At 61.3% G+C, this 25,166-nt stretch carries 23 protein-coding genes; 14 read left to right on the top strand and 9 right to left on the bottom strand.

The genetic code is table 11. The annotated features are described in order from the left end of the window. Nucleotides 1-18: 18 nt before the first annotated feature. The gene (exaA, locus tag IB254_RS04550; protein WP_192416558.1) at nt 19-1,911 is read right to left on the bottom strand and encodes a quinoprotein ethanol dehydrogenase; all 1,893 of its coding nucleotides are present in this window, start codon (nt 1,909-1,911) and stop codon (nt 19-21) included. A 254-nt stretch (nt 1,912-2,165) separates the two neighbouring features. Between exaA and pedF the strand changes: the two genes are divergently transcribed. From pedF to IB254_RS04485, 13 genes are all read left to right on the top strand, one after another. After that, entirely contained in the window at nt 2,166-2,627 is a 462-nt protein-coding gene (pedF, locus tag IB254_RS04545) for a cytochrome c-550 PedF (protein WP_192227441.1), read from the top strand. A gap of 3 nt (nt 2,628-2,630) precedes the next feature. Next, nucleotides 2,631-3,509, top strand: a complete 879-nt coding sequence (locus IB254_RS04540) for a substrate-binding periplasmic protein (protein WP_192416557.1) — start codon at nt 2,631-2,633, stop codon at nt 3,507-3,509. Then, the gene (locus IB254_RS04535) at nt 3,506-4,267 is read left to right on the top strand and encodes a quinoprotein dehydrogenase-associated SoxYZ-like carrier (protein ID WP_192416556.1); all 762 of its coding nucleotides are present in this window, start codon (nt 3,506-3,508) and stop codon (nt 4,265-4,267) included. The genes IB254_RS04540 and IB254_RS04535 overlap by 4 nt, the downstream gene beginning before the upstream one ends. 16 nt (nt 4,268-4,283) lie before the next feature. Beyond that, nucleotides 4,284-5,216, top strand: a complete 933-nt coding sequence (locus IB254_RS04530) for a quinoprotein relay system zinc metallohydrolase 1 (protein ID WP_192416555.1) — start codon at nt 4,284-4,286, stop codon at nt 5,214-5,216. A 454-nt stretch (nt 5,217-5,670) separates the two neighbouring features. Next, nucleotides 5,671-7,446, top strand: a complete 1,776-nt coding sequence (locus IB254_RS04525) for a PQQ-dependent methanol/ethanol family dehydrogenase (RefSeq protein ID WP_008024869.1) — start codon at nt 5,671-5,673, stop codon at nt 7,444-7,446. A gap of 252 nt (nt 7,447-7,698) precedes the next feature. Beyond that, entirely contained in the window at nt 7,699-9,219 is a 1,521-nt protein-coding gene (locus tag IB254_RS04520) for an aldehyde dehydrogenase family protein (RefSeq protein ID WP_008024867.1), read from the top strand. Nucleotides 9,220-9,479: 260 nt separating this feature from the next. Then, complete coding sequence (gene pqqA, locus IB254_RS04515) at nt 9,480-9,551, top strand: pyrroloquinoline quinone precursor peptide PqqA (RefSeq protein WP_003253598.1); 72 nt, start codon at nt 9,480-9,482, stop codon at nt 9,549-9,551. Nucleotides 9,552-9,606: 55 nt separating this feature from the next. Next, nucleotides 9,607-10,521 (top strand): pyrroloquinoline quinone biosynthesis protein PqqB, encoded by a 915-nt coding sequence (gene pqqB, locus IB254_RS04510; protein ID WP_192416554.1) that lies wholly within the window; start codon nt 9,607-9,609, stop codon nt 10,519-10,521. Nucleotides 10,522-10,654: 133 nt separating this feature from the next. Continuing rightward, entirely contained in the window at nt 10,655-11,407 is a 753-nt protein-coding gene (gene pqqC / locus IB254_RS04505; RefSeq protein ID WP_192416553.1) for a pyrroloquinoline-quinone synthase PqqC, read from the top strand. Continuing rightward, a complete protein-coding gene (gene pqqD, locus IB254_RS04500; protein ID WP_008036762.1) occupies nt 11,404-11,676 on the top strand; it encodes a pyrroloquinoline quinone biosynthesis peptide chaperone PqqD in 273 nt (90 codons plus the stop codon). Before pqqC ends, pqqD begins: the two co-directional genes overlap by 4 nt. Then, nucleotides 11,654-12,796: a pyrroloquinoline quinone biosynthesis protein PqqE gene (gene pqqE / locus IB254_RS04495; RefSeq protein WP_192416552.1), complete on the top strand. Its 1,143-nt coding sequence runs from the start codon at nt 11,654-11,656 to the stop codon at nt 12,794-12,796. The genes pqqD and pqqE overlap by 23 nt, the downstream gene beginning before the upstream one ends. Nucleotides 12,797-12,992: 196 nt before the next feature. Then, nucleotides 12,993-14,156, top strand: a complete 1,164-nt coding sequence (gene ercA, locus IB254_RS04490) for an alcohol dehydrogenase-like regulatory protein ErcA (protein WP_008024858.1) — start codon at nt 12,993-12,995, stop codon at nt 14,154-14,156. Further along, a complete protein-coding gene (locus tag IB254_RS04485) occupies nt 14,140-15,867 on the top strand; it encodes a NahK/ErcS family hybrid sensor histidine kinase/response regulator (protein ID WP_008036767.1) in 1,728 nt (575 codons plus the stop codon). Before ercA ends, IB254_RS04485 begins: the two co-directional genes overlap by 17 nt. Here IB254_RS04485 and IB254_RS04480 read toward each other — a convergent pair. From IB254_RS04480 to copC, 6 genes are all read right to left on the bottom strand, one after another. Then, nucleotides 15,852-16,730 (bottom strand): aldose 1-epimerase, encoded by an 879-nt coding sequence (locus IB254_RS04480; protein ID WP_192416551.1) that lies wholly within the window; start codon nt 16,728-16,730, stop codon nt 15,852-15,854. The genes IB254_RS04485 and IB254_RS04480 overlap by 16 nt on opposite strands. A gap of 117 nt (nt 16,731-16,847) precedes the next feature. Further along, the gene (locus IB254_RS04475; RefSeq protein ID WP_192416550.1) at nt 16,848-17,735 is read right to left on the bottom strand and encodes an SMP-30/gluconolactonase/LRE family protein; all 888 of its coding nucleotides are present in this window, start codon (nt 17,733-17,735) and stop codon (nt 16,848-16,850) included. A 52-nt stretch (nt 17,736-17,787) separates the two neighbouring features. Beyond that, the gene (locus IB254_RS04470; RefSeq protein ID WP_192416549.1) at nt 17,788-18,606 is read right to left on the bottom strand and encodes an NAD-dependent epimerase/dehydratase family protein; all 819 of its coding nucleotides are present in this window, start codon (nt 18,604-18,606) and stop codon (nt 17,788-17,790) included. A gap of 259 nt (nt 18,607-18,865) precedes the next feature. Continuing rightward, complete coding sequence (locus IB254_RS04465) at nt 18,866-20,164, bottom strand: OprD family porin (protein WP_192416548.1); 1,299 nt, start codon at nt 20,162-20,164, stop codon at nt 18,866-18,868. A 233-nt stretch (nt 20,165-20,397) separates the two neighbouring features. Further along, the gene (gene copD, locus IB254_RS04460) at nt 20,398-21,255 is read right to left on the bottom strand and encodes a copper homeostasis membrane protein CopD (RefSeq protein ID WP_192416547.1); all 858 of its coding nucleotides are present in this window, start codon (nt 21,253-21,255) and stop codon (nt 20,398-20,400) included. Between the two features lie 3 nt (nt 21,256-21,258). Next, a complete protein-coding gene (gene copC / locus IB254_RS04455; protein WP_192416546.1) occupies nt 21,259-21,624 on the bottom strand; it encodes a copper homeostasis periplasmic binding protein CopC in 366 nt (121 codons plus the stop codon). Nucleotides 21,625-21,770: 146 nt separating this feature from the next. Between copC and IB254_RS04450 the strand changes: the two genes are divergently transcribed. Continuing rightward, nucleotides 21,771-22,391: a TetR/AcrR family transcriptional regulator gene (locus IB254_RS04450; RefSeq protein ID WP_008024841.1), complete on the top strand. Its 621-nt coding sequence runs from the start codon at nt 21,771-21,773 to the stop codon at nt 22,389-22,391. Between the two features lie 116 nt (nt 22,392-22,507). Here the strand turns inward: IB254_RS04450 and preA are convergent, their stop codons facing one another. Together preA and IB254_RS04440 are read right to left on the bottom strand one after the other, a co-directional pair. After that, nucleotides 22,508-23,782 (bottom strand): NAD-dependent dihydropyrimidine dehydrogenase subunit PreA, encoded by a 1,275-nt coding sequence (preA, locus tag IB254_RS04445; RefSeq protein ID WP_192227454.1) that lies wholly within the window; start codon nt 23,780-23,782, stop codon nt 22,508-22,510. Beyond that, nucleotides 23,783-25,150, bottom strand: coding sequence for an NAD(P)-dependent oxidoreductase (locus IB254_RS04440; protein ID WP_192416545.1), 1,368 nt, complete (start codon nt 25,148-25,150; stop codon nt 23,783-23,785). Nucleotides 25,151-25,166 lie beyond the last annotated feature (16 nt).

Below are 25,166 nucleotides of genomic sequence, written 5' to 3'. Positions count from 1 at the left end.
TTGCTGGCGATGGGGGCATCAGCGTTTCGCGGTCTGGTTATCCCAGCTCGGAATCTTGAACACCCAGAACGACCCGCCCTGAGCCACCGGTTTGGTCAGCTCGGCCATGTCGCCGCCCCACAACGGCACCGCGCCGCCATAGCCGACGGTAACGCCGATGTACTGCTCGCCGTCCTGTTCCCAGGTGATCGGCGGCGAGACGATGCCGCTGCCGGTCTGGAACTTCCACAGCTCCTTGCCGGTTTTCGCGTCGAAAGCCTTGAAGAAACCGTCGCCGGTACCGGTGAACACCAGGTTGCCCTTGGTCGCCAGCACACCGGCCCACAACGGCAAGTGTTCCTTGTGCTCCCACACCACTTTGCCCGTGGTCGGGTTCATCGCCCGCAAGGTGCCGACGTGATCGTCGTACATGCGCTTGATGCGGAAACCCATGCCCAGATAGGCCGAGCCTTTCTTGTAGTTGACCTCTTCGGTCCAGTATTCCTCTTTCCATTGGTTGCCCGGAATGTAGAACAGCCCGGTGTCCTGGCTGTAGGCCATCGGGTTCCAGTTCTTGCCACCGAGGAACGGCGGCGAAACTTCCACCGGTTTGCCCTTGGTTTCGCCCGGCAACGGCTTGGCCGGACGCTGGCCTTCATTCTCGACCGGCCGCCCGGTCTTCAGGTCGATGTGGCTGGCCCAGGTGATGTTGTCGACGAAGGGGAAGGCGTTCTGCAATTTGCCGTTGTTGCGGTCGACCACGTAGAAGAAACCGTTGCGGTCCGCATGGCCGGTGGCCTTGACCGTTTTGCCGTCCTTGTCCTTGTAGTCGAACAGCACCAGCTCGTTGTTGCCGGAGAAATCCCAGGCATCGTTCGGGGTGTGTTGGTAGAACCATTTCACCTCGCCGGTGCTCGGATCGACGCCGACCTGGCCCGAAGTGTAGAGGCTGTCGTAATCGTGCGGGTTGCCGTCCTTGGAGGTGCGCGCCCAGGTGTTCCACGGGCCAGGGTTGCCGGCGCCAACAATGATGGTGTTGGTTTCCGCGTCGAAACTGGCGCTCTGCCAAGGGGCGCCGCCGCCGTGGCTCCAGGCTTCGACCTTGCCGGTTTCAGTGGTTGGATCGTTCGGCCAGGACGGCGCCTTGACGTCGCCGGTCGGCGTACTGTCCTTGCCGTTCAAGCGGCCCATGTGGCCTTCGACGAAAGGTCGCATCCACACTTCTTCGCCGGTGTCCGGGTCGCGGGCATAGAGTTGCCCGACCACACCGAACTCATCACCGGAACTGCCGTGGATCAACAGCACCTTGCCGCTGGTCTTGTCTTTGATCAGCACCGGGGCGCCGGTCATGGTGTAACCGGCGGCGTGGTCGCCGAATTTCTTGTTCCAGACTACTTTGCCGGTGTTCTTGTCCAGCGCGATCAGTCGCGCGTCGAGGGTGCCGAAGTAGATTTTGTCGCCATAAATCGCCGCGCCACGGTTGACCACATCGCAGCACGGACGAATGTTGTCCGGCAGGCGATGGTTGTAGGTCCACAGGCGCTTGCCGGTCTTGGCGTCGAGGGCAAATACCCGCGAGTACGAACCGGTGACGTACACCACGCCGTCACTGACGATGGCTTGCGATTCCTGGCCGCGCTGCTTCTCGTCGCCGAAGGAGTAGGACCAGGCCGGCGTCAGCTTGAACACGTTCTTGTCATTGACCTGGGCCAAAGGGCTCCAGCGCTGGGCGTTGGTGCCCATGCCGTATTGCAGAACGTCCTTGGTGGTCAGGTGATCGTTGGCAATGTCTTCCCAGCTCACATTGTGCGTCGGTGTGGCAGGCGCGGTTGCAGCTTGGCCGGCAGCGCTCAGGGACAGGCTGCTCACCAGCAAAAAGGCTTGCACGGCGAGGGTCAAAGGGGAAAGGGCGGGTAGCGATCTTATTGTCATGGTTGCAGTTCCCAGTGGAGGTTTTGGCCTGCACAGGGTGGTGCGTCCGACGGGGTGGCGAATACGGAAAAAGTCCCGCTGTTGCCGGGAAGATTTCCCAGGCGGCACCTGATTTGGATGTGCGTCGCAAGCCCTACTACCAAGGTACTGGGTGGCGGCCACCAAAGCAGCATGGGGCTTGCGCGAAGCGCTTCCTAAGATGGCTGCCATAGCCTCTGTAAAGAGGTTTTGCGTGCAATCCTGAGGGCATAACAATGACAACAAAACGCAACGTCTTGCTCGTTGCCGGCCTGCTGGCCGGCTTCATCAGTGCAGGTTCGGTCTGGGCTCACGGCAATGTCGTGCCACAAGCCGTCGAAACCCAGGGACTGACCCCGATCAAGGACGCCGGCGTGCAACTCGATGGCGATGGATGGGCGGCGGTGAACCCTTACCGCACTTCCCCGGAACACGATAAGGCCGTCGAGATCGGTTCATCGGCCTACAACCAGAACTGCGCGGCCTGTCATGGCCTGGAAGCCAAATCCGGCGGCATCGCGCCTGATTTGCGCATGCTCGATGTCGGCGAGGCCGGTGATGAATGGTTCGTCGAACGGGTGCGCCATGGCGCGGTGCGTGACGGCCGGGTGTACATGCCGAAAATGGCGGACTACCTGAGCCAGGAAGCCCTGTGGGCGGTGCGCACTTACCTGGACAGCGTCCGCGTCGAGGAGTAATGCATGCGCCTGCTCGCGGTGTTGATCAGCGCTGTGTTGCTGTGCTGCCAGACGGTGCAGGCGCAGGTCCGCAGCTATGACGAAATGATCGCTGCCGGGGAGCTGAAAGTGGCGGTCTACAAAGACTTCGCCCCCTACAGTTTCGACAACGCCGGCCAACCCCGTGGCGTCGATGTCGACCTCGCCGAGGCGCTGGCCAAAGCGCTCGGCGTGCGCCTGACGCTGATCTGGGCGCCCGCCGGCGAGAAGCTCGACGACGACCTGCGCGACTACATCTGGCGCGCCAGTCCGTTGCACGATCTGCAACTGGCCGACCTGATGATGCGCGTGCCCTATGACCAGGATTACGCACGCAAGCGCAACGAACTGGGCGAACTGGAAAACAGCCATGTGGTGATGTTCGGTCCGTATCAGAACGAACAATGGCAAGTCGCCTATGACCGTCGTCGACTGGAATCGGTGGCCAGCGTCGCCGTGTTCGAGCACCACCCGATCGGCGTCGAGGTCGACAGTGTGCCGTCGTTCTACCTGACCTCGGTGTTCAACGGCATGCTCGCCGGCAAAACCCATCACTATCCCGGCGTGCCCCAGGCATTCGCGGCGATGAAGGCGGGCGAAGTCGACGCGGTCATGGCCATGCGCGGCGAGATCGACTGGCAGGTTCATGAAGCCGCCGACCCGCAAGTGGCGCTGGCGGAAAACGCCTACCCGAACATGGGCAAGCAACTCTGGGAAATCGGCATGGCCGTGCACGAGAGCAACCGGCAACTGGCCTATGCCGTGGAAGAGGCGCTGGAAACCTTGATCCGCGAGGGTTCGGTGAAAGCCATTTATGCCCGTTATGGCCTGCGCTATGACGTCCCGGAGATGTATCAACAGTGAACTGGCGCGCGTGTTGTCTGTTGGCCTGTTGGCTACCCTTGGCCGCGCACGCGGCAGACATCGCGCCGGGTCAAGACCCGGTGCCGTCGGTGATGTGGGCCTTCTATCACAAGCAGATGCTCGGCGACGCGCCGTTCGTGTTTGATGAGCGGGTCAAGCTGCTGGCGCCGCCGTTCGCCGAAGACGCCCGGCAAGTGCCGCTGGAAATCGACGCCCGAGCGTTCAAGGGCGAGGTGGTGAAAATCCTCGCCTGGGCCGAGCTCAATCCTTTGCCGAAGATTGTCGATTTCCAGCCGCTGGATCGGGTGTTGCCCTGGCTGTCGATCCGCATTCGTGTCGAACAAGCCACGCCGCTGCGCGCGGCCGTCCTGACTCGCGACGGTGTGTGGCATGTCGGCTCGACCCTGATCGATGCGGCGGGCGGCGGATGCACAGCGCCGAGCGTGGTGCGCACCCAGCCGGGCTGGGAAGAGCACATCGGCGAAGTGCTTGGCGGACGTTATCCCCGTGGCGAATTCAGCCGCTTGCGTTTGCAGGTGGCTCACCCGATGGATAACGGCATGGTCGGCGGTATCCCGGAATTCTTCATCAACCATGCCGAGCTGCGGGATCAGAACGATCAAGTGCTGGCCCGCCTCGAATTGTTTCCCGCCGTCAGCGAAAACCCCAACCTGGCCTTCGACATCGAAGGGGCAGGGCAGACGCGCCTGTTGCTGCGTGACAACAGCGGCAACGAATTTGATGCGGCCATACCCTGACTCAAAGGAGCGCGCGATGCGCTGGATGCTGCTGTTGTTCATCAGCCTGAGCCTTCCGGCATTGGCCGAACTCGACTATTCACTCAAGCCCCGGCAGATCGCCGCCGACACCTGGCTGCTGGAAGGCAGTACCGACAATTTTGCCAAGACCAACGGCGGCAACATCGTCAACACCGCGTTCATCGTCACCGAACGCGGGGTGGTGGTGATCGACACCGGGCCGTCCAGGCGATACGGCGAAGCGATGCGCAAAGCCATTGCCGCGACCACCGACAAACCGGTGATCCAGGTGCTGCTGACCCATCATCATCCCGATCATGTGTTGGGCAATCAGGCCTTCAGCGATGTGCCGATCGGCGCGCTCGCGGGCACTTGCGAGTTGTTGAAGCAGCAGGGCGACGCCATGGCCGAGAACATGTATCGGCTGGTGGGCGACTGGATGCGGGGCACCGAAGTGGTGTTGCCGACCGAGACGCTGACGCCCGGCGTGCGAAATTTTGGGAATCATGATCTGCGCCTGCTGAGCCTGGGTGGGCATACCGGCGCGGATCTGGCTATTCTCGACCAGCAAACCGGCGTGCTGTTTGCCGGGGATCTGGTGTTTTACCAGCGGGCGCTGACCACGCCCAACAGTCCGGGGTTGTCGGTGTGGCTGGCGGACATTGCCACGCTTCAGGGGCTGCCATGGACGCTCATCGTCCCCGGTCACGGCCCGGTGGCCACGGATGCAAAACCGTTCGAACAAATGCGCGATTACCTGACGTGGCTAGATCAGTTGATGCGTGAGGGCGCCGCCAGCGGCAGCGACATGAGCGAGATGATCCGCAGCTCCATTCCCGAACGTTTCGCCGGCATCAGCCTGAGTCGCTATGAACTGATCCGTAGCGTCAGCCATCTCTATCCGCGCTACGAACGCACACAAATGAAACGCGTTGACTCAAACCTGTAGGAGCCGGCTTGCTGGCGATCGGGACGCCTCGGTCTGTCTGATACACCGCGTTGCCTGGATCGCCAGCAAGCCGGCTCCTACGGATCTTGGGTGTGTTCGGGATCGGGGGTAACGCAAACCCTGTAGGAGCCGGCTTGCTGGCGATCGGGACGCCTCGGTCTGTTTGATACACCGCGTTGCCTGGATCGCCAGCAAGCCGGCTCCTACGGATCTCGGGTGTGTTCGCAAACCCTGTAGGAGCCAGCTTGCTGGCGATGGCGATTTCATTGGCGCCATCGCCAGCAAGCTGGCTCCTACAGGGTTGGGGCGTTCAAAAATTCTATGTCCGACCCTGTACTAAGGAACTAGCAATCTCAGCACTGCGGGCAATTGTTGCAAGGGCGGCGGCGCCCAAGAATCTGCACCAGACCGGGAAAATTTCCCGGGTATAACAATAACCGCAGAGGCAGCCGTCATGACCCAACCCGCACGTCGCCAACCCTTCGTCTTGAGCCTGTTGCTCAGTGCCATGCTGTTGTCCGGCACCGCATTGGCCGCCGTCACCGACCAGGACATTCTCCAGGACCCCAAGAACCCGGAGCAGGTCGTCACCAACGGTCTGGGCGTCCAGGGTCAGCGCTACAGCCCGCTCGACACCCTCAACGTCAACAACGTGAAGGACTTGCGGCCGGTCTGGGCCTTCTCCTTCGGCGGCGAAAAACAACGCGGTCAGCAAGCGCAACCGATGATCAAGGACGGCGTGATGTACATGACCGGCTCCTACTCGCGAGTGTTTGCGGTGGATGCACGCACCGGCAAGAAACTCTGGCAATACGATGCGCGTCTGCCCGATGACATCCGTCCGTGCTGTGACGTGATCAACCGGGGCGTGGCGCTGTATGGCGACCTGGTGATTTTCGGCACCCTCGACGCCAAGCTCGTGGCCCTGAACAAAGACACCGGCAAAGTGGTGTGGAGCAAGAAGGTCGCCGACCACAAGGAAGGCTATTCGATCAGCGCCGCGCCGCTGGTGATCAACGGCAAACTGATTACCGGCGTGGCCGGTGGCGAGTTCGGCGTGGTGGGCAAGATCGAAGCCTACGACCCGAAAAACGGTGATCTGTTGTGGACCCGACCCACCGTCGAGGGCCACATGGGCTATGTCTACAAGGACGGCAAAGCGGTAGAGAACGGTATCTCCGGTGGCGAAGCAGGCAAGACCTGGCCCGGCGATCTGTGGAAAACCGGCGGCGCCGCACCTTGGCTCGGCGGCTACTACGACCCGGAAACCAATCTGCTGCTGTTCGGCACCGGCAACCCGGCACCGTGGAACTCGCACCTGCGTCCTGGCGACAACCTTTACTCGTCGTCACGCCTGGCGCTGAACCCGGACGACGGCACCATCAAGTGGCACTTCCAGAGCACGCCCCACGACGGTTGGGACTATGACGGCGTGAACGAACTGGTGTCGTTCAACTACAGCGAAGGCGGCAAAGAAATCAAAGCCGCCGCGACCGCAGACCGTAACGGCTTCTTCTATGTGCTGGACCGCACCAACGGCAAATTCATTCGCGGCTTCCCCTTCGTCGACAAGATCACCTGGGCCACTGGCCTCGATAAACAAGGCCGGCCGATCTACAACGAAGCCAGCCGTCCGGGCGCACCGGGCACCGAAGCCAAGGGCAGTTCGGTGTTCGTCGCCCCGGCGTTCCTAGGCGCAAAAAACTGGATGCCGATGGCCTACAACAAGGACACCGGGCTGTTCTACGTACCGTCCAACGAGTGGGGCATGGACATCTGGAACGAAGGCATCGCCTACAAGAAAGGCGCAGCGTTCCTCGGTGCCGGTTTTACCATCAAGCCCTTGAACGAAGACTACATCGGCGTGCTGCGCGCCATCGACCCGAAAACCGGCAAGGAAGTCTGGCGTCACAAGAACTTCGCGCCGCTGTGGGGCGGGGTGCTGACCACTAAAGGCAACCTGGTGTTCACCGGCACGCCGGAAGGTTTCCTCCAGGCATTCAATGCCAAGACTGGTGAGAAAGTCTGGGAATTCCAGACTGGCTCCGGCGTACTCGGCTCGCCCGTGACCTGGGAAATGGACGGCGAGCAGTACGTTTCGGTGCTGTCCGGTTGGGGCGGCGCAGTTCCGCTGTGGGGCGGTGAAGTGGCCAAGCGCGTGAAGGACTTCAACCAGGGCGGCATGCTCTGGACCTTCAAGTTGCCGAAAGACCTGGTGGCCAAGCACTAACTCCAACCGTAAAACCTGTGGGAGCGAGACCGGCTTGCCGGCGATGGGGCCAGTACATTCAACAATGGCGTCAACTGTCAGACCGCCATCGCCGGCAAGCCGGTCTCACTCCTACAGGGGAATGCGTGAAACCTACTACCAAATAACGAGAGCCCCCCCTGCCAACGGCGCATTCGTCTGGCACGCGGGGCTCTCTACTATCGGTTCATCGCCTGTTTGCCCGACAGGCATCGACCCAGACAGAGGCCCATCATGATCTACGCACAACCCGGAACACCCGGCGCCGTCGTTTCCTTCAAACCGCGCTACGGCAACTTCATCGGCGGCGAGTTCGTCGCACCGGTCAATGGCGAGTACTTCACCAACACCTCGCCGGTAACCGGTGAAGTGATCGCCGAGTTCCCGCGCTCCAGCGCCGCCGACATCGAAAGGGCGCTCGACGCCGCCCACGCCGCTGCCGATGCCTGGGGCAAAACCTCGGCGCAGGACCGCTCGCTGGTGCTGTTGAAAATCGCCGATCGCATCGAACAAAACCTCGAAATCCTTGCCGTCACCGAAACCTGGGACAACGGCAAAGCTGTGCGCGAAACCCTCAATGCCGACGTGCCGCTGGCCGCCGACCACTTCCGTTACTTCGCCGGTTGCATCCGTGCACAGGAAGGTGGCGCCGCCGAAATCAATGAGCTGACCACCGCCTATCATTTTCACGAGCCATTGGGCGTGGTCGGGCAGATCATCCCGTGGAACTTCCCGCTGCTGATGGCCGCGTGGAAACTCGCCCCGGCCCTGGCGGCCGGCAACTGCATCGTGCTCAAGCCTGCCGAGCAGACTCCGTTGTCGATCATGGTCTTCGCCGAACTGATCGCCGACTTGCTGCCGGCCGGTGTGCTCAACATCGTGCAAGGTTTCGGTCGCGAAGCCGGTGAGGCACTGGCCACCAGCAAACGCATCGCCAAGATCGCCTTCACCGGCTCCACTCCGGTGGGCGCGCACATCATGCATTGCGCCGCCGAGAACATTATTCCGAGCACCGTCGAACTGGGCGGCAAGTCGCCGAACATCTTCTTCGAAGACATCATGAACGCCGAGCCACAGTTCATCGAGAAAGCCGCTGAAGGCCTGGTGCTCGCCTTCTTCAACCAGGGCGAAGTCTGCACCTGCCCGTCGCGTGCGCTGGTGCAAGAGTCGATCTACGAACCGTTCATGGCCGAGGTGATGAAGAAGATCGTCAAGATCAAACGCGGCAACCCGCTGGACACCGACACCATGGTCGGCGCCCAGGCGTCCGAGCAGCAATACGACAAGATTCTCTCGTACCTGAAAATTGCCCAGGAGGAGGGCGCCGAGCTGCTCACCGGTGGTGCGGCGGAACGTCTTGAAGGCGACTTGTCGAGCGGCTATTACATTCAGCCGACCTTGCTCAAGGGCCACAACAAGATGCGCGTGTTCCAGGAAGAAATCTTCGGTCCGGTGGTGGGCATCACCACGTTCAAGGACGAAGCCGAAGCCCTGGCGATTGCCAACGACAGCGAGTTCGGCCTCGGTGCCGGCCTGTGGACCCGCGACATCAACCGCGCGTACCGCATGGGCCGGGCGATCAAGGCCGGGCGCGTCTGGACCAACTGCTACCACCTGTACCCGGCGCACGCCGCGTTCGGTGGCTACAAGAAATCCGGTGTCGGCCGTGAGAACCACAAGATGATGCTCGACCATTATCAGCAGACCAAAAACCTGCTGGTGAGCTACGACATCAATCCGCTGGGGTTCTTCTAACCCCCGCAAAATCACCACAATCCCCCTGTGGGAGCGAGCCTGCTCGCGATGAGGCCATTACATTCAACATTGATGTTGACTGTAACGCCGCCATCGCGAGCAGGCTCGCTCCCACATTGGATTTTTGTGTGCCTGACGACCGCGCCATACCCCCTACCAACGCACCCCACAACCTCCTTCGAAAGTAGCATTCGGGCGCCTGCTGCTCCGTGCATTAATGGCTTTACCGGAATCGTCCGGCACAAGAAGAGGAATGACCCATGTGGACTAAACCCGCGTTTACCGATCTGCGCATTGGCTTCGAAGTGACGATGTATTTCGCCAACCGCTGATCGTCCACCCGGCCAGCCGCTGCGTTGGCCGGGCCTGCCTTCTGGAGCATCGCCCATGCACATTCGCGTTCTCGGTTCCGCCGCTGGCGGTGGTTTTCCGCAGTGGAACTGCAACTGTCGCCAGTGCGCCGGTATGCGCAATGGCAGCCTGCGCGCGCAACGTCGCACGCAATCTTCCATTGCCCTGAGCGACAACGGTGTGGACTGGGTGCTGTGCAACGCTTCCCCGGATATTCGCGCGCAACTCGAGAGTTTCGCGCCGTTGCAACCGGCACGCCGCTTGCGCGACACGGCCATTGCCGGCGTGGTCCTGATGGACAGCCAGATCGACCATTGCACCGGCCTGTTGAGCCTGCGCGAAGGCTGCCCGCATTCGGTGTGGTGCACCGAGCGGGTTCATGAAGACCTGAGCAGCGGCTTTCCATTGTTCACCATGCTCAAGCACTGGAACGGCGGTTTGCAGTGGCAACTGATCGGACTCGATCGCCAGCCGTTCAGCATCGCGGCCTGCGAAAAGTTGCAGTTTCGGGCCATTCCGCTGGTCAGCAATGCTCCGCCGTATTCACCGAATCGGGGCAACCCACAGCCAGGCGACACCATTGGCTTGTTCATCGAAGACCGGCGCACGGGCGCTTCGTTGTTCTATGCGCCGGGCCTCGGGCAAATCGATGACGAGGTGTTGAGCTGGATGCAGCGTGCCGATTGCCTGTTGCTGGATGGCACGTTGTGGCGCGATGACGAAATGCGCGTCTGTGAAGTCGGCCAGAGCCTGGGCAGCGAGATGGGGCATCTGCCGCAGAGTGGGGCAGGCGGGATGCTGGAGGTGTTGGAGGGTTTTACTCGTCAGCGCAAGGTGCTGATCCACATTAACAACACCAACCCGATCCTCGACGAAGACTCGGCTGAGCGGGCGTTGCTGGAGCGGCGGGTGATCGAGGTGGCTTATGACGGCATGGACATTGTGCTGTAGCGGATGACGCCTTCGCGGGCAAGTCGGATCGCCGCACCGCTCGCTCCTACAAGGTTCGCGCATCGCCTGTAGGAGCGAGGCTCGCCCGCGAAGGCGCCAGACCAGACACCGCAAATCCTCCAGGAGACCTGCAATGACTGATACAGCGATGACCCCCACTGAATTCGAACAGGCCCTGCGCGCCAAAGGCGCGTACTACCACATCCATCACCCGTTCCACCAAGCCATGTACGCCGGTCGTGCCAGTCGCGAGCAGATTCAAGGCTGGGTCGCCAACCGCTTCTACTACCAGATCAACATTCCGCTCAAGGACGCCGCCATCCTCGCCAACTGCCCGGACCGCGACGTGCGTCGCGAATGGCTGCAACGGATTCTCGACCACGACGGCGTGCCTGGCAGCGAAGGCGGTATCGAAGCCTGGCTGCGCCTCGGTGAAGCAGTGGGCCTGGATCGTGAGCAAATTCTGTCCCAGGAACTGGTATTGCCCGGTGTACGTTTCGCCGTGGACGCCTACGTCAATTTCGCCCGGCGCGCCTGCTGGCAGGAAGCGGCCAGCAGCTCGCTGACCGAGCTGTTCGCCCCGCAGATCCACCAGTCTCGGCTGGACGCCTGGCCAGCGCATTACCCGTGGATCGACGTCGCCGGTTACGACTATTTCCGCACACGCCTGAGTCAGGCACGGCGCGATGTCGAGCACGGTTTGCGCATTACCCTGGCGCACTACGTCACCGTCGAAGCCCAGCAGCGCATGCTGGAAATCCTCCAGTTCAAGCTCGACGTGCTGTGGAGCATGCTCGACGCCATGAGCATGGCCTACGAGCTGGAACGCCCGCCGTATCACACGGTGACCACCGAACGCGTCTGGCATCGGGGGATCGCCCTGTGAGTTTGATTAATCGCGAAAAATCACCGTCCTTAAGACAGGGTTTTCGCCTGCAGTGGGAACCTCGTCAGGACTGCCATGTGCTGCTGTACCCCGAAGGCATGATCAAACTCAACGCCAGTGCCGGGCAGATTCTCGACCTGCTGGACGGTCAACGCAGTGTGGCGGCGATCATTGATTTGCTCTCCGCGAGTTTTCCCGGTGTGCCGGGGATCGACGAGGATGTGCTGGCGTTTCTGGAGGTGGCCCATGCTCAATTCTGGATCGAATGATGCGCCGCCGGGGCCACCGCTGTGGTTGTTGGCGGAGCTGACTTATCGCTGCCCGTTGCAATGCCCCTATTGCTCCAATCCACTGGATTTCGCCCAACAAGGCGCAGAGCTGAGCACTGAAGAATGGATTCGCGTGTTCCGCGAGGCGCGTGCGATGGGCGCTGCGCAACTGGGGTTTTCCGGCGGTGAGCCGTTGGTGCGCCAGGACCTGGCGGAGCTGATCAAAGCCGCACGGGACATGGGTTACTACACCAACCTGATCACCTCGGGCATCGGCCTGACCGAGCAGAAAGTCCATGATTTCAAGGTCGCCGGGCTCGACCATATCCAGATCAGCTTCCAGGCGGCCGACGAAGCGGTCAACAACATGCTCGCCGGCTCGCGCAAGGCGTTCGCGCAGAAGCTCGACATGGCCCGCGCGGTGAAAGCCCAGGGTTATCCGATGGTGCTGAATTTCGTCACCCATCGGCACAACATCGACCGCATCGACCGCATCATCGACTTGTGCCTGGAGCTGGAAGCGGATTTTGTCGAGCTGGCCACGTGTCAGTTTTATGGGTGGGCCGAGCTCAATCGCGTGGGCCTGTTGCCGACCCGCGAGCAATTACAGCGCGCCGAACGCATCACCAATGAATATCGCGAACGGCTTGAGGCGCAGGGGCATCCGTGCAAGTTGATCTTCGTCACCCCGGATTACTACGAAGAACGCCCCAAGACCTGCATGAACGGCTGGGCCAATCTGTTTCTCGACATCACCCCGGACGGCACGGCGTTGCCCTGTCATAGCGCCCGGCAACTGCCGGTGACATTCCCCAATGTGCGCGAACACAGCATCGAGCACATCTGGAACGACTCCTTCGGTTTCAACCGCTTCCGTGGCGACGACTGGATGAAGGAGCCGTGCCGCTCCTGCGATGAAAAACACAAGGACCTGGGTGGCTGCCGCTGCCAGGCGTTCATGCTGACCGGCGATGCCGCCAATGCCGACCCGGTGTGCAGCAAGTCACCGCACCATGGCGTGATTCTCAAGGCTCGCGAGGAAGCCGATGCGCCGGGGCAGGGCATGGAGCACCTGACCTTGCGCAATGAGAAGGCCTCCCGCTTGATCTACCGCGGATAACCCACCCTGCACACACCCCCTGTAGGAGCCGGCTTGCTGGCGATGGCGGCCGCACTGGCGACGCATAACTCGCGGGCCTCATCGCCAGCAAGCCGGCTCCTACAGGGAATCTGACTACCCATTGGTCTGATTGCATTCACAGCCGGATGGGTTAGTGTGGTTCTTACCTTCCAAAACAATAAAAACAGGCTTTCCAATGAGCCAGAGTCTCAGCCAGCTGCGTAAATTCGTTTCGCCTGAAATCATCTTCGGTGCCGGTTGCCGGCACAACGTCGGCAACTATGCCAAGACCTTTGGCGCGCGCAAGGTCCTGGTGGTCAGCGACCCCGGCGTCATTGCCGCCGGTTGGGTTGCCGATGTCGAGGCCAGCCTGCAGGCCCAAGGCATCGATTACTTTTTGTATAGCGACGTTTCGCCCAACCCGCGTGTCGAGGAAGTCATGCTCGGTGCCGAGTTGTACCGGGAAAACCACTGCGACGTGATCGTCGCCGTCGGTGGCGGCAGCCCGATGGACTGCGGCAAGGGTATCGGCATTGTCGTCGCTCACGGGCGCAGCATCCTCGAGTTCGAAGGGGTGGACACCATCAGCGTGCCCAGCCCGCCATTGATCCTGATCCCGACCACCGCCGGCACCTCGGCGGACGTCTCGCAATTCGTGATCATCTCCAACCAGCAAGAACGCATGAAATTCTCCATCGTCAGTAAAGCGGTGGTGCCGGACGTGTCGCTGATCGACCCGGAAACCACCCTGAGCATGGACCCGTTCCTGTCGGCCTGTACCGGCATCGACGCGTTGGTGCATGCCATCGAAGCCTTTGTCTCCACGGGCCACGGGCCGTTGACCGACCCCCACGCGCTGGAAGCCATGCGCCTGATCAACGGCAACCTGGTGCAGATGATCGCCAACCCGACGGACATCGCCCTGCGCGAGAAAATCATGCTCGGCAGCATGCAGGCCGGGCTGGCGTTCTCCAATGCGATCCTCGGCGCGGTGCACGCCATGTCTCACAGCCTCGGTGGCTTCCTCGATTTGCCCCATGGCCTGTGCAACGCGGTGTTGGTGGAGCACGTGGTGGCCTTCAATTACAGCTCTGCGCCGGAACGCTTCAAGGTGATTGCCGAGACGTTCGGCATCGATTGCCGTGGCCTCAATCACCGGCAGATCTGCGGGCGGCTGGTTGAACATCTGATCGCGTTGAAACACGCCATCGGCTTCCACGAAACCCTTGGCTTGCACGGCGTCAGCACGGCGGACATCCCGTTCCTGTCGCAACATGCCATGCACGACCCGTGCATCCTGACCAACCCGCGTGAATCCAGTCAGCGTGATGTCGAGGTCGTCTATGGCGAAGCCCTCTGACGAGCAACAGGCGGCGCTGGCCGGCTTGCTCGGATTGGGCAGCCATTCGGCGCGCAAGAGCCATTACCCGGAACTGGCCGCCCGCCTGGAAGACCTGGAAACCGAGCGCAATCGCTACAAGTGGTTGTTCGAGCACGCGGTCTACGGGATTTTCCAGGCCAGCCTCGACGGCGGCATGCGGGCAGCCAACACGGCGCTGGCACGCATGCTCGGCTATCAGGACCCGCAAGACGTGATGTTTTCCAAGGCAGACCTGGCCAGCCAGCTGTTCGTCGGCGGTGAGCAGGAGCTGGAAAACATCGGCGAGATCCTTCGGCATCAAGGCAGCCTGCACGGCTACGAAACCCAGTTGCGCCGCCAGGACGGCAGCAGCGTCGATGTGCTGATGAACCTGTTGCTCAGGCCCGATAAGGAACAACTGGTGGAGGGTTTTGTCGCCGACATCACCGAGCGCAAACAGGCCCAGCAACGGCTGCAACAGCTCAATGACGAACTGGAACAACGCGTCACCGCGCGCACCGACGAATTGCTTGAAGCCAACCGCAACCTGCAGCAACAGATCACCCAGCGTAAACAGATCGCCGAAGCCTTGCGCGATGCCCGCGATGCCGCCGAGGCCGCCAATCGCAGCAAGGACAAATACCTCGCCGCCGCCAGTCATGACCTGCTGCAACCGCTCAACGCCGCGCGTTTGCTGATTTCGACCTTGCGTGAACGCAAACTCCCGGACGTCGAGCAGGTACTGGTCGAACGTACGCATCAGGCCCTGGAAGGGGCGGAAGATTTGCTCACCGATTTGCTGGACATCTCCCGGCTCGATCAAGCGGCGGTCAAACCGGATGTCGCGTTGTACCGCCTCGATGAATTGCTCGGGCCGCTGGTGTCGGAATTCCAGTCAGTGGCCGACGCGGCCGGGCTGCGCTTGCGCGTGCACATGGGCGATTACGCCATTCGCACCGACCTGCGCCTGATGACGCGCATCCTGCGCAATTTCCTCAGCAACGCCTGTCGCTATACCGACGAGGGCAGCATCCTGCTCGGCGCCCGGCGTCGCGGTGACAGGTTGCGTCTGGAAGTCTGGGACACCGGGCGCGGGATCCCGGCGGATCGCCTCGACTCGATCTTCCTTGAATTCAATCAACTGGACGTCGGCCGCGCCGCCGACCGCAAAGGTGTGGGGCTGGGGTTGGCGATCGTCGAGCGCATCGCCAAGATTCTCGACTACCGGGTCCAGGTGCATTCGCTGCCGGGACGCGGCTCGATGTTCAGCATTGAGGTGCCGATTTCCCGTGAGGTTCCGTTACCCATCAGCCTCGCGGCGCCGCAGCCGGGCACGGGTAACCCGCTGCCGGGCCGGCGTTTGCTGGTGCTGGATAACGAGGTCAGCATTCTGCAAAGCATGAGCGCGCTGCTCGGGCAATGGGGCTGCGAAGTGGTCACCGCCACCGACGAAGCCTCGGCGCTGGCCGCGTTGCAGGGGCATGCGCCGGAGCTGATTCTGGCGGATTACCACCTCGATCATGGGGTGGTGGGGTGCGAGGTGGTCCGGCATTTGCGCGAGCATTTCAGCCAGACGATTCCGGCGGTGATCATCACCGCCGACCGCACCGATCAGTGCCGACGCTCCTTGCAGCGACTGGATGCGCCGTTGCTGAACAAGCCGGTGAAACCCGGCAAGTTGCGTGCGGTGCTGAGTCAGTTGTTGGGATAGGCGCGGTATTGCAGGCTGAAACCCAGCTCGGCGGATTGACCTTGTTCCAGCAACACCAGTCCCGGCCGACCGGGCAAGTGGTGCGCATTGACGGGATGGCTCACCGGTTCGATGCAGAAAAAACCCAGGTCCACCGGGCAGTACAGCAGGAAGTAATCGCTGCCGCTGGCCTGGCATTCCAGTTCATAACCGAGGTCGGGTTGCTGGATCAGGCAATGGCCATCCCATTGGCAGAAACCGTTGTCGACCAGCGTGTCGGGCAGGGCCTTGAGCTGGCGAAAATCCCACTCGGCAGGCAACGAACCGAGTCGGGTCGGCAGTTTCGAGGCGTCGCACCACCACACCTGCTCAGCCTTTGCCTGCAACCGAGTGCCGGCGGTACGCGGCAAGTACGGATGCAGCCCCAAACCATGCCACGCGGCGCGCTCGGCCAGATGCGTGACGTGCAACCCGATGCTCAGTTTGCCCTGGCTCAAATGAAAACGCTGCCGGGCGCGATAGGCGAACGGCCTGATGCTGTCGAGTTGCAGGACGACTTCATCACGGGTCTGCGAAACCACCTGCCACGGTTGTTGCCAGGCGCTGCCGTGAATCGGCAGGGGATCGGTGAGGCTGTTTGGCTCGAGCGCGAGCCAGCCGTCCGGGCGATCGAAACCACCGTCGGAAATGCGGTTGGACCATGGCACCAGCGGAAAACAGCCGAGCTTGCCCGGTAGACCGGTGTTCAGCGCGTGCGCGTCACTGTGGCGCAACAGCGGCTGGCCCGAACTGTTGACGGTCCAGTTGACGATGCTGCCACCGGTTTCGGGGGCGAGGGTGAGGTGGGTGAATTCGTCTTCGAGTTCGAGCAGTGTTGGCGTCATGGTGACCCGCGATAGGAATGAGTACGGGGATAATTTGTAGGAGCCGGCTTGCTGGCGATGGCGGTCTCAAGTAAGCCATCGCCAGCAAGCCGGCTCCTACAGGTAACGCGTTTTCAATCAGTGGCTGAAAAGGGGTTCCGGCAAACCTTTAACGCCCGGATCAAGGGCGAACACACCGCCCGCCAGTGACTGTTCGTCATGGTCGTCGCCGGGGCGGATCGAGGTCACGAACAGGGTGTCCAGTCGACTGCCACCAAAGGCGCACATGGTCGGCTTTTTCACCGGTACGGTGAGGGAGCGGTCCAGGCGTCCGTCGGGGGTGAAACGGTGAATCAGCCCGGCATCGTTGGCGCAAATCCAATAGCAGCCTTCGGCATCCACGGCAGCGCCATCGGGGCGACCGCAGAAGTGATTCATGTCGACGAACAGCCGGCGGTTTGTCGGCGTACCGCTGTGGATGTCGTAATCGAAGGCCCAGATTTGCTGGGCCGAGGGATGCGAGTCAGACAGGTACATCGTGCGCCCGTCCGGGCTGAAGCCCAGGCCGTTGGGGACGATGAATCCTGAAAGTAGCGCGTCGAGCGGCCCGCGCTGACCGTCGGCGTAACGATACAGCGCACCGTCGGCCGCGTTGGCGCCCATGTTCAACACCATGCTGCCGGCCCAGAAACGCCCCTGACGGTCGCAGCGACCATCGTTGAGGCGCATGTCGGTGCGCGGGTGATCGACGTGGGCCAGCAACTCACTGTCGAGGCTGCCGTCATTGTGCGGCTGGAGGCGGAAGAATCCGCTTTCCATCCCGGCGACCCAGCTGCCATCGCGGTGACGCGCGATGCAAGCGAGCATCTCCGGCGCCGTCCAGGCCTCGACATGCCCGGTTTCGGCGCTCCAGCGTTGCAGGCCCCCGGCGGGAATATCGACCCAGTACAGGGCGTTTTCTTCCGGGACCCAGACCGGGCTTTCACCGACCGTGTTGCGGGCATCGACAATCAATTCGGCTTGCATGGCAACTCATTCCCTGGGTTTTTGTTGTGGGGATCAAGTGAACAGCGCTGACTCAATCGCCGAACGGACCGGACGCGACAAACGCGCCACCCTGGTAAACCATCGCCGGGTCATCAGCGGCCGGCATCGGCTGGGCGTCGATTTTTGCACGGAACACTTCAGAGGTGTCCTGCGGTGCGTAACCCAGCGCGGTGGCGTAGTGGTTGTCCCACCAAGTGTTCTTGTTGTCGGAAGCGCCATAGACCACGGTGTGGCCGACGTTCGGCGCGTACAGGGAGCGTTCGATCAGTTGGGTCAGGTCGCCAAAGCTCAGCCAGGTGCTCATCATTCGGCGGTTTAGCGGTTCCGGGAACGACGAACCGATACGGATGCTGACGGTCTCGATGCCGTAGCGATCGAAGTAGAAGCTGGCCATGTCTTCGCCGTAGGACTTGGACAAACCGTAGTAGCTGTCCGGGCGGCGAGGGGATCGGCCGTCAATCACTTCATCCTGTTTGTAGAAACCGATGACGTGGTTGGAACTGGCGAAAATCACCCGCTTGACGCCATGACGGCGAGCGGCTTCGTAGATGTGGAACACGCCGCAGATGTTGGCGCCGAGGATGTCTTCGAACGAATGCTCTGTCGACACGCCGCCGAAGTGCAGGATCGCGTCCACGCCTTCGACCAGGTGATGCACGGCTTGCTTGTCCGCGAGGTCGCAGGTCACGACTTCTTCGCGGTCATCAATGGCGGGGGCGATGTCGGCGATGTCCGACAGGCGAATGACCTTGGCGTAAGGCCGCAGGCGTTCGCGCAGCACTTTACCGAGGCCACCGGCGGCACCGGTCAGCAGCAGGCGATTGAAAGGGGCTTGGGAAGTGGTGGTCATGGAAGTTCCTGGGCGCGAAATTATTGTTGTTGAGTTCGTTGTAGGTTGTCGTACGACTGTGTCGAAGTATCGTTAGGGTTTCCGGGTCTTGTCAACGCAACTTTGGTCAAAAAAGACGGAGGGTTACCTGGCAAGAACGCTATCCCCTGTAGGAGCCGGCTTGCTGGCGATGCAGGCACCGCGGTGTATCAGCAAGACCGCGTCGTCTGGATCGCCAGCAAGCCGGCTCCTACAGGTTTTGGAGCAGTCGGGAAACGTATTACAACAACGAAATCGGGTAGTTGATGATAATGCGGTTTTCATCGAACTCGTTGTTGCTGAAGTCTTTGCGAATGCTCGCGTTGCGCCATTTGACGTTGAGGTTCTTCAGCACTCCGCTCTGTATGGTGTAGGCCAGTTCCGATTCGCGGCCCCATTCCTTGCCGTCGGTGATAGCGCCGGTGTGCACGTTATCGCCGCTGATGTAGCGGTTCATCATCGTCAGGCCGGGAATGCCCAGGGCGACGAAGTTGTAGTCATGACGCAGTTGCCAGGATTTTTCCCTGGCGTTGTCGTAGCTGGAGTTGTAGCTGTCGTTGGCCAGGGTGCCGCCACTGGTGCCGTTGACGCGCATCCAGGCATTGTCGCCGGTGAGCTTTTGCAGGCCGACGTAAAAGGTGTTGCCGCCGTATTTGGCAGACAGCATGGCGAACGTGGTTTTGTTGTCCAGGTCACCGGCGAGGGCACTGCCATCTTCCTTGCCGTTGAAGAAGCCGAGGTTGGCGCCGAGGGTCCAGTCACCGATGGGTTGGCTGTGGCTCAGGTTGAAGTACTGCTGATGATAAATGTCGCTGAGTTCTGCGTACCAGACGCCGACCTGCGTGCGCTTCTCGTTGAACAGGTATTCACCACCACCGAAGTTGAAACGGTCCGAGGTGAACGCCGCTTTGCCGTTCATGGACATGTCTTCCATGCTCGCATCGTTGCGCGGGCTGTTCTGGCGGAACTGGCCGCCGTAGAGCGTCAGGCCGCTGATCTCGGTTGAGGTCACCTGGCCACCGCGGAAGGTTTGCGGCAGGGAGCGACCGTCATCCGAACGCAGGATCGGCAGTATCGGCATCCATTCGCCGACCTTCAATTCGGTTTTCGAGATTTTGCCTTTGAGCGCCACCCCCATCCGGCCGAAGTTGTCGGCAGGGCGACCGTCATCGTGGATCGGCAGCAGTTGCGTACCGCCGGTACCTTTGCCGCCATCGAGCTTTTGCGAGTACAGGCCCAGCACATCCACACCAAAACCGACCGGGCCTGGCGTGAATCCTGACTTGGCGTCGAGGATGAAGTTTTGCGTCCACTCTTCAGCCTTGCCTTGTGGGTAGGTCGGGTTGGTGAAGTTGCGGTTGATGTAGAAGTTGCGCAGGTTCAGCGTGGCCTTGGCGTCATCGACGAAACCTTCGGCGTGGCCGATCACAGGCATGGCGAGTACGGCCAGGCTGCTGCAACTGATCAGGCTCAGGGTATGCCGGCGTGCGAAGACAGGGCGAGAAGTGCGGCTGGAGGAATTGCGGGCGAGTTTGCTCACTGTGACGTTCCCTGGGTATTTGTTGTTTTTATTTTTGTCATACGTCGTCGTACAACATCGGGGCGATTATTTGCGAGTGTTTCAGGGTATGTCAATCAGAAGTTATACGATGACTTGAATGGCCCCACACGATCCTTGTAGGAGCCGGCTTGCTGGCGATGCAGGCACCGCGGTGTATCAGGAAGACCGCGTCGCCCGGATCGCCAGCAAGCCGGCTCCTACAAAAATGGTGTTTATCCGGTAATCATCGGGGGCATGGTGCCCAGGAGGGAGACTGCCGCCACAGCGCCAATGCCCAGCAGCCACTCCATAATCACGCTGGTTTTGAGCGGCGCCATGCGCTGCTCGCAATCCGTGATCCGCTGCCGATTGAACAGCGCCAACCCCAGCATCGCACTCACCAGCAGCACCTTGATCAGCAGAATCAACGCAAACCCGGACAGCAACGGGGTCGGCCAGAACTGCCCGGTCAACACCCGCACATTGATCAGCCCGGTAATCACCAGTCCCGCCACCAGCGCATAACCGACACCGCTGAAGCGTTGCAGTATTTCGCGGACAGCATGGCCAGCCGGTTGCCGCAGGATCATCACCAGCAGCAACAACCCACCGAGCCAGGCCCCGACGCAGGTCAGGTGAATGATTTGATTGAGGATCAGCAACTGGCCGCTGAGGCCATCGAGCATCGCGCCGTGACCGACCGGCGCCAACGTCGCCAGCAGCAGGCCGCCGAGGACCAGGCGCAAGGGCAGGCTGGCGTGAAGCGGCGTCAGCAGCACAACCATCAGCAAGCCATTGAGCAGCAGATGCCAGCGCCAGACCTGGCCGAAAAACGTATTGCCCAGCACCAGGCGCAAGGTCGACGGATCGAACGCCGCCTCCCACGCACCGGCCATGCTGACGGTGATCAGCAGTAGCCAGGCGATGCCGCTGACCAATGCGACCGAGGCGAGCCAGCGGCTGACTCGCGCCAGCGTTTTGTCCAGCAACGCCTCATGACCCAACAGCAGCGGCCTGAATACCCAGACCCCGAACAGCATCAGCACCACGGTGAAATGCAGGAAGCGGCACAGCACCATCGCGCTCGTCATGAATTACTGGCCAACCTTGAAGCTGTAGGCGCCTTCGCTTTTGTGGGTATCGACCGACACCGCATGCCATTCGACTTTGTAGGCGCCCGCCGCCAGTGGCGCAGCCGGGGTCACGACCAGGGTCTTTTTATCGCTGCCTTCGGTGGCCAGGCTTTTCACCGCAACGTTGGCGCCGTCCTTGCTGATCGTGACTTTGGTGAATGCCGCTTCGACACCTTCGGAGAACACCAGGCGCAATTCCGACGGTGCACTCACGGTGCTGTCGGCAGCCGGCGTCTGGCTTTTCAGATGGGCATGGGCAAACACCGACGAAGTGGCGAGCAGCGAGCCGAGCAGGGCGGCGGCGGTCAGGGTTTTCTTGAAAAGCATCGTGGATACCTCAGAGGCAGGTTCGAAGAAGGGCGACAGTTTAACTGCGAGCGCGAGCGGGCGGGTGTACGAAGTTTCGTTTTCCGCTGTCGCCGCGATGTAGGGCGGATGCTAGTCTTGAGCAACGCTGTTGTCAGGGAGCCCTCATGGGCAATCACAAGATCGAGATTCGCCGCAGTAACGTCGAAAAAATTCTGCTCGGGGCCGAAAAGGTCTTCGCCGAAAAAGGTTTCGGCGGCACCGCCATGGCGGATATCGCCGCCGAAGTGCAACTGCCGCGCTCCAATCTGCATTACTACTTCAGCACCAAGACCGAGCTCTACAGCGCCGTGCTGTTCGATTTGCTGGAAGTGTGGAAGCAGGATGCGCTGTGCTTCGAGATGTTCGATGACCCGCGCGTGGTGCTCAGCAGTTACATCCGCGCCAAGATGAACCACTCGCGCAGCCGGCCTTACGGTTCGAAAGTCTGGGCCAACGAAATCATCCACGGCGCGCCGACGCTGGGTGAGAAACTCGACGCCAGCCTGTACGACTGGGCCAAGATGAAAGAAGCGAAAATTCGCCAGTGGGTGGACGACAAACGCATCCTGCCGGTGGAGCCTTCCAGCCTGCTGTACATGATCTGGGCGTCGACTCAGCATTACGCTGACTTTGATCATCAGGTGAATATTCTGAACGATCACCAGCCGCTGTCGGACATGCAGTTCGAGCGGGCGGTGCAGACGGTGACGAGCGTGATTTTGCGGGGGATCGGGTTGGAGCCCTGATATCTCGGGTGTTGCTGATGGCCTCTTCGCGGGCAAGCCTCGCTCCTACAGGTACCGTGCTGTACCTGTAGGAGCGAGGCTTGCCCGCGAAGGCGTCAGACCAGACAACGCATCACTCAAACGGCGACATGATACGGATTCCTCGGATCATGATTCCAATCCAGAAACGGCTTGCCGTTCTCCATCGGCACCATCTCGATGCAGTCCTGCACCGGGCAAGTGATCTGGCACAAATTGCAGCCCACACACTCGTCATCGATCACTTCATATTTGTGCGTCCCATCCGCCTGCCTGAGGCTGGCCACCGCCTGGTGCGAGGTGTCTTCGCAAGCGATATGGCAGCGACCGCAACCGATACACGCCTCCTGGTCAATTTTCGCGATCACCTGATAGTTGATGTCCAAGTACTTCCAGTCCGTGGTATTGCCCACCGCTCGCCCGGAAAATTCCGACACGCTGGCGTAACCCTGACTGTCCATCCAGCGTGACAAGCCGTCCTTCATGTCCTCGACAATCCGGAAACCGTGCAGCATCGCCGCCGTACACACCTGCACCGAGCCGCTGCCCAGCGCGATGAATTCCGCCGCGTCGCGCCAGTTTCCGATGCCGCCAATACCAGAGATCGGCAAGCCTTGAGTCTGCGGGTCGCGTGCAATTTCGGCGACCATGTTCAACGCAATCGGCTTCACTGCCGAGCCGCAATAACCGCCGTGAGTGCTTTGGCTACCGACGATGGGATTGGCGACCATGCGTTCCAGGTTAACGCTGGTGATCGAATTGATCGTGTTGATCAGCGACACCGCATCGGCGCCACCGCGATGGGCCGCGCGGGCGGCGACGCGGATGTCGGTGATGTTCGGTGTGAGTTTGACGATTACCGGCAGCGAGCAATACGTCTTGCACCAGCGGGTGACCTGCTCGACATACTCCGGCACTTGCCCGACCGCCGCGCCCATGCCCCGTTCCGGCATGCCGTGAGGGCAGCCGAAGTTCAGCTCGATGCCGTCGGCACCGGTGGCTTCCACCAGCGGCAGGATGTGTTTCCAGGATTCTTCGACGCAGGGCACCATCAGCGACACGATCAAGGCGCGGTCCGGCCAATCCTTTTTCACCTGAGTGATTTCCCGCAGGTTGATCTCCAGCGAGCGGTCGGTGATCAGCTCGATGTTATTGAAGCCCAGCACTTCACGGTTGGCGCCGAAATGCGCCGAGTAGCGCGACGACACGTTGACCGCCGCCGGGTCTTCACCCAGGGTTTTCCAGACCACGCCACCCCAGCCGGCCTCAAAGGCGCGGACCACGTTGTAAGCCTTGTCAGTCGGCGGCGCAGAGGCCAGCCAGAACGGGTTGGGGGATTTGATGCCGGCGAAGACAATCGAAAGATCGGCCATTTACGCAGCCTCCACGTTGAGCATCAATTGAGCGTTGATCGCCTCGGCAGCCAGCTTGCCGTGCTGCACGGCTTGCACGGTGAGGTCCTGATCGAGGCTGGTGCAGTCGCCGCCGGCATACACGCCGGGGATGCTGGTGCGCAGCTGTTCATCGACGGCAATCCGATCGCCCTGACGCTTGAGTTCACGGGCCAGCGGATCGCTGAGGGCGCTTGAGTCAAAGGCCTGGCCGATGGCTTTGAAGATCGCATCGGCGACCAATTCGAAGGTTTCACCGGTGGTTTGCAGGCGACCTTCTACCAAGTGTGTGCGGGCGAAGCGCATGCCGCGCACGTGGCCTTGATCATCGAGCAACACTTCTTCGGGTTGCGCCCACGTCAGTAAGCGCACCTGATTGGCTTTGGCGATGTCTTGTTCGTGGTGGGTGGCGCCCATGTCCTCGACACCGCGGCGGTACACCAGATTCACGTCATGCGCGCCGAGGCGGGCCATTTGCACGGCCATGTCGATGGCGGTGTTGCCGGCACCGAGGACGATGCAGTGGTCGGCCAAAGGCAGTTGTGTCAGGTCATCGGCCTGGCGTAACTCGCGGATGTACTCGGTGGCGGCGAGCAGGCCGGGTGCGTCCTCGTGATTCAGTCCCAGCTGTTTGCTGGCATTGAGGCCGAGGCCGAGAAACACCGCGTCGAATTGCTGATGCAGGTCGCTCAAGGTCAGGTTTTCACCGAGCTTTTGCCCGTGACGGATTTCGATGCCACCGATCTGCAACAGGAAATCCAGCTCCTTCTGTGCGTAATCGTCCACCAGTTTGTACTTGGCGATTCCGTACTCGTTGAGGCCGCCAGCCTTTTCCCGCGCTTCGAAAATCACCACGTCGTGCCCATGCATGGCACTGCGATGAGCGCAGGACAAACCGGCCGGACCGGCCCCTACCACCGCGATGCGTTTGCCGGTTACAGCCGCGCGCGGGAAGGGGTGTTCGCTAAAGTGCGCGTTGTCCACGGCGTACCGTTGCAAGAGGCCGATCAAGACGGGCGCGCATTCATGCTCGTTGTTGCGCACACACGCTTGCTGGCAGAGGACTTCGGTCGGGCAGACCCGGGCGCAACTGCCACCGAGGATGTTCGCCGAGAGGATTTTTTGCGCCGCGCCTTGCACGTTGTCCTGATGGATATTGCGGATGAACGAGGGAATGTCGATGTCGCTCGGACAGGCATTCACGCACGGCGCGTCGTAGCAATACAGGCAACGCGAGGCTTCCAGGTGCGCCTGGCGGTCGTTGAGCGGCGGCGCCAGATCGGTGAAGTGGCCGGCGAGGGCGGCCGCATTCTCAACGGGATGCGGGAGGTGGGTCAGGGTCTTGATCACGGTGTTGGCCTCACGG

Origin of the sequence: Pseudomonas sp. PDM03 (genome assembly GCF_014852385.1) — a bacterium.
Taxonomy (GTDB): Bacteria; Pseudomonadota; Gammaproteobacteria; order Pseudomonadales; family Pseudomonadaceae; genus Aquipseudomonas; species Aquipseudomonas migulae.
The sequence above is the reverse complement of the archived record's forward strand: the minus strand, read 5'-3'. Positions and strand labels throughout refer to the sequence as shown.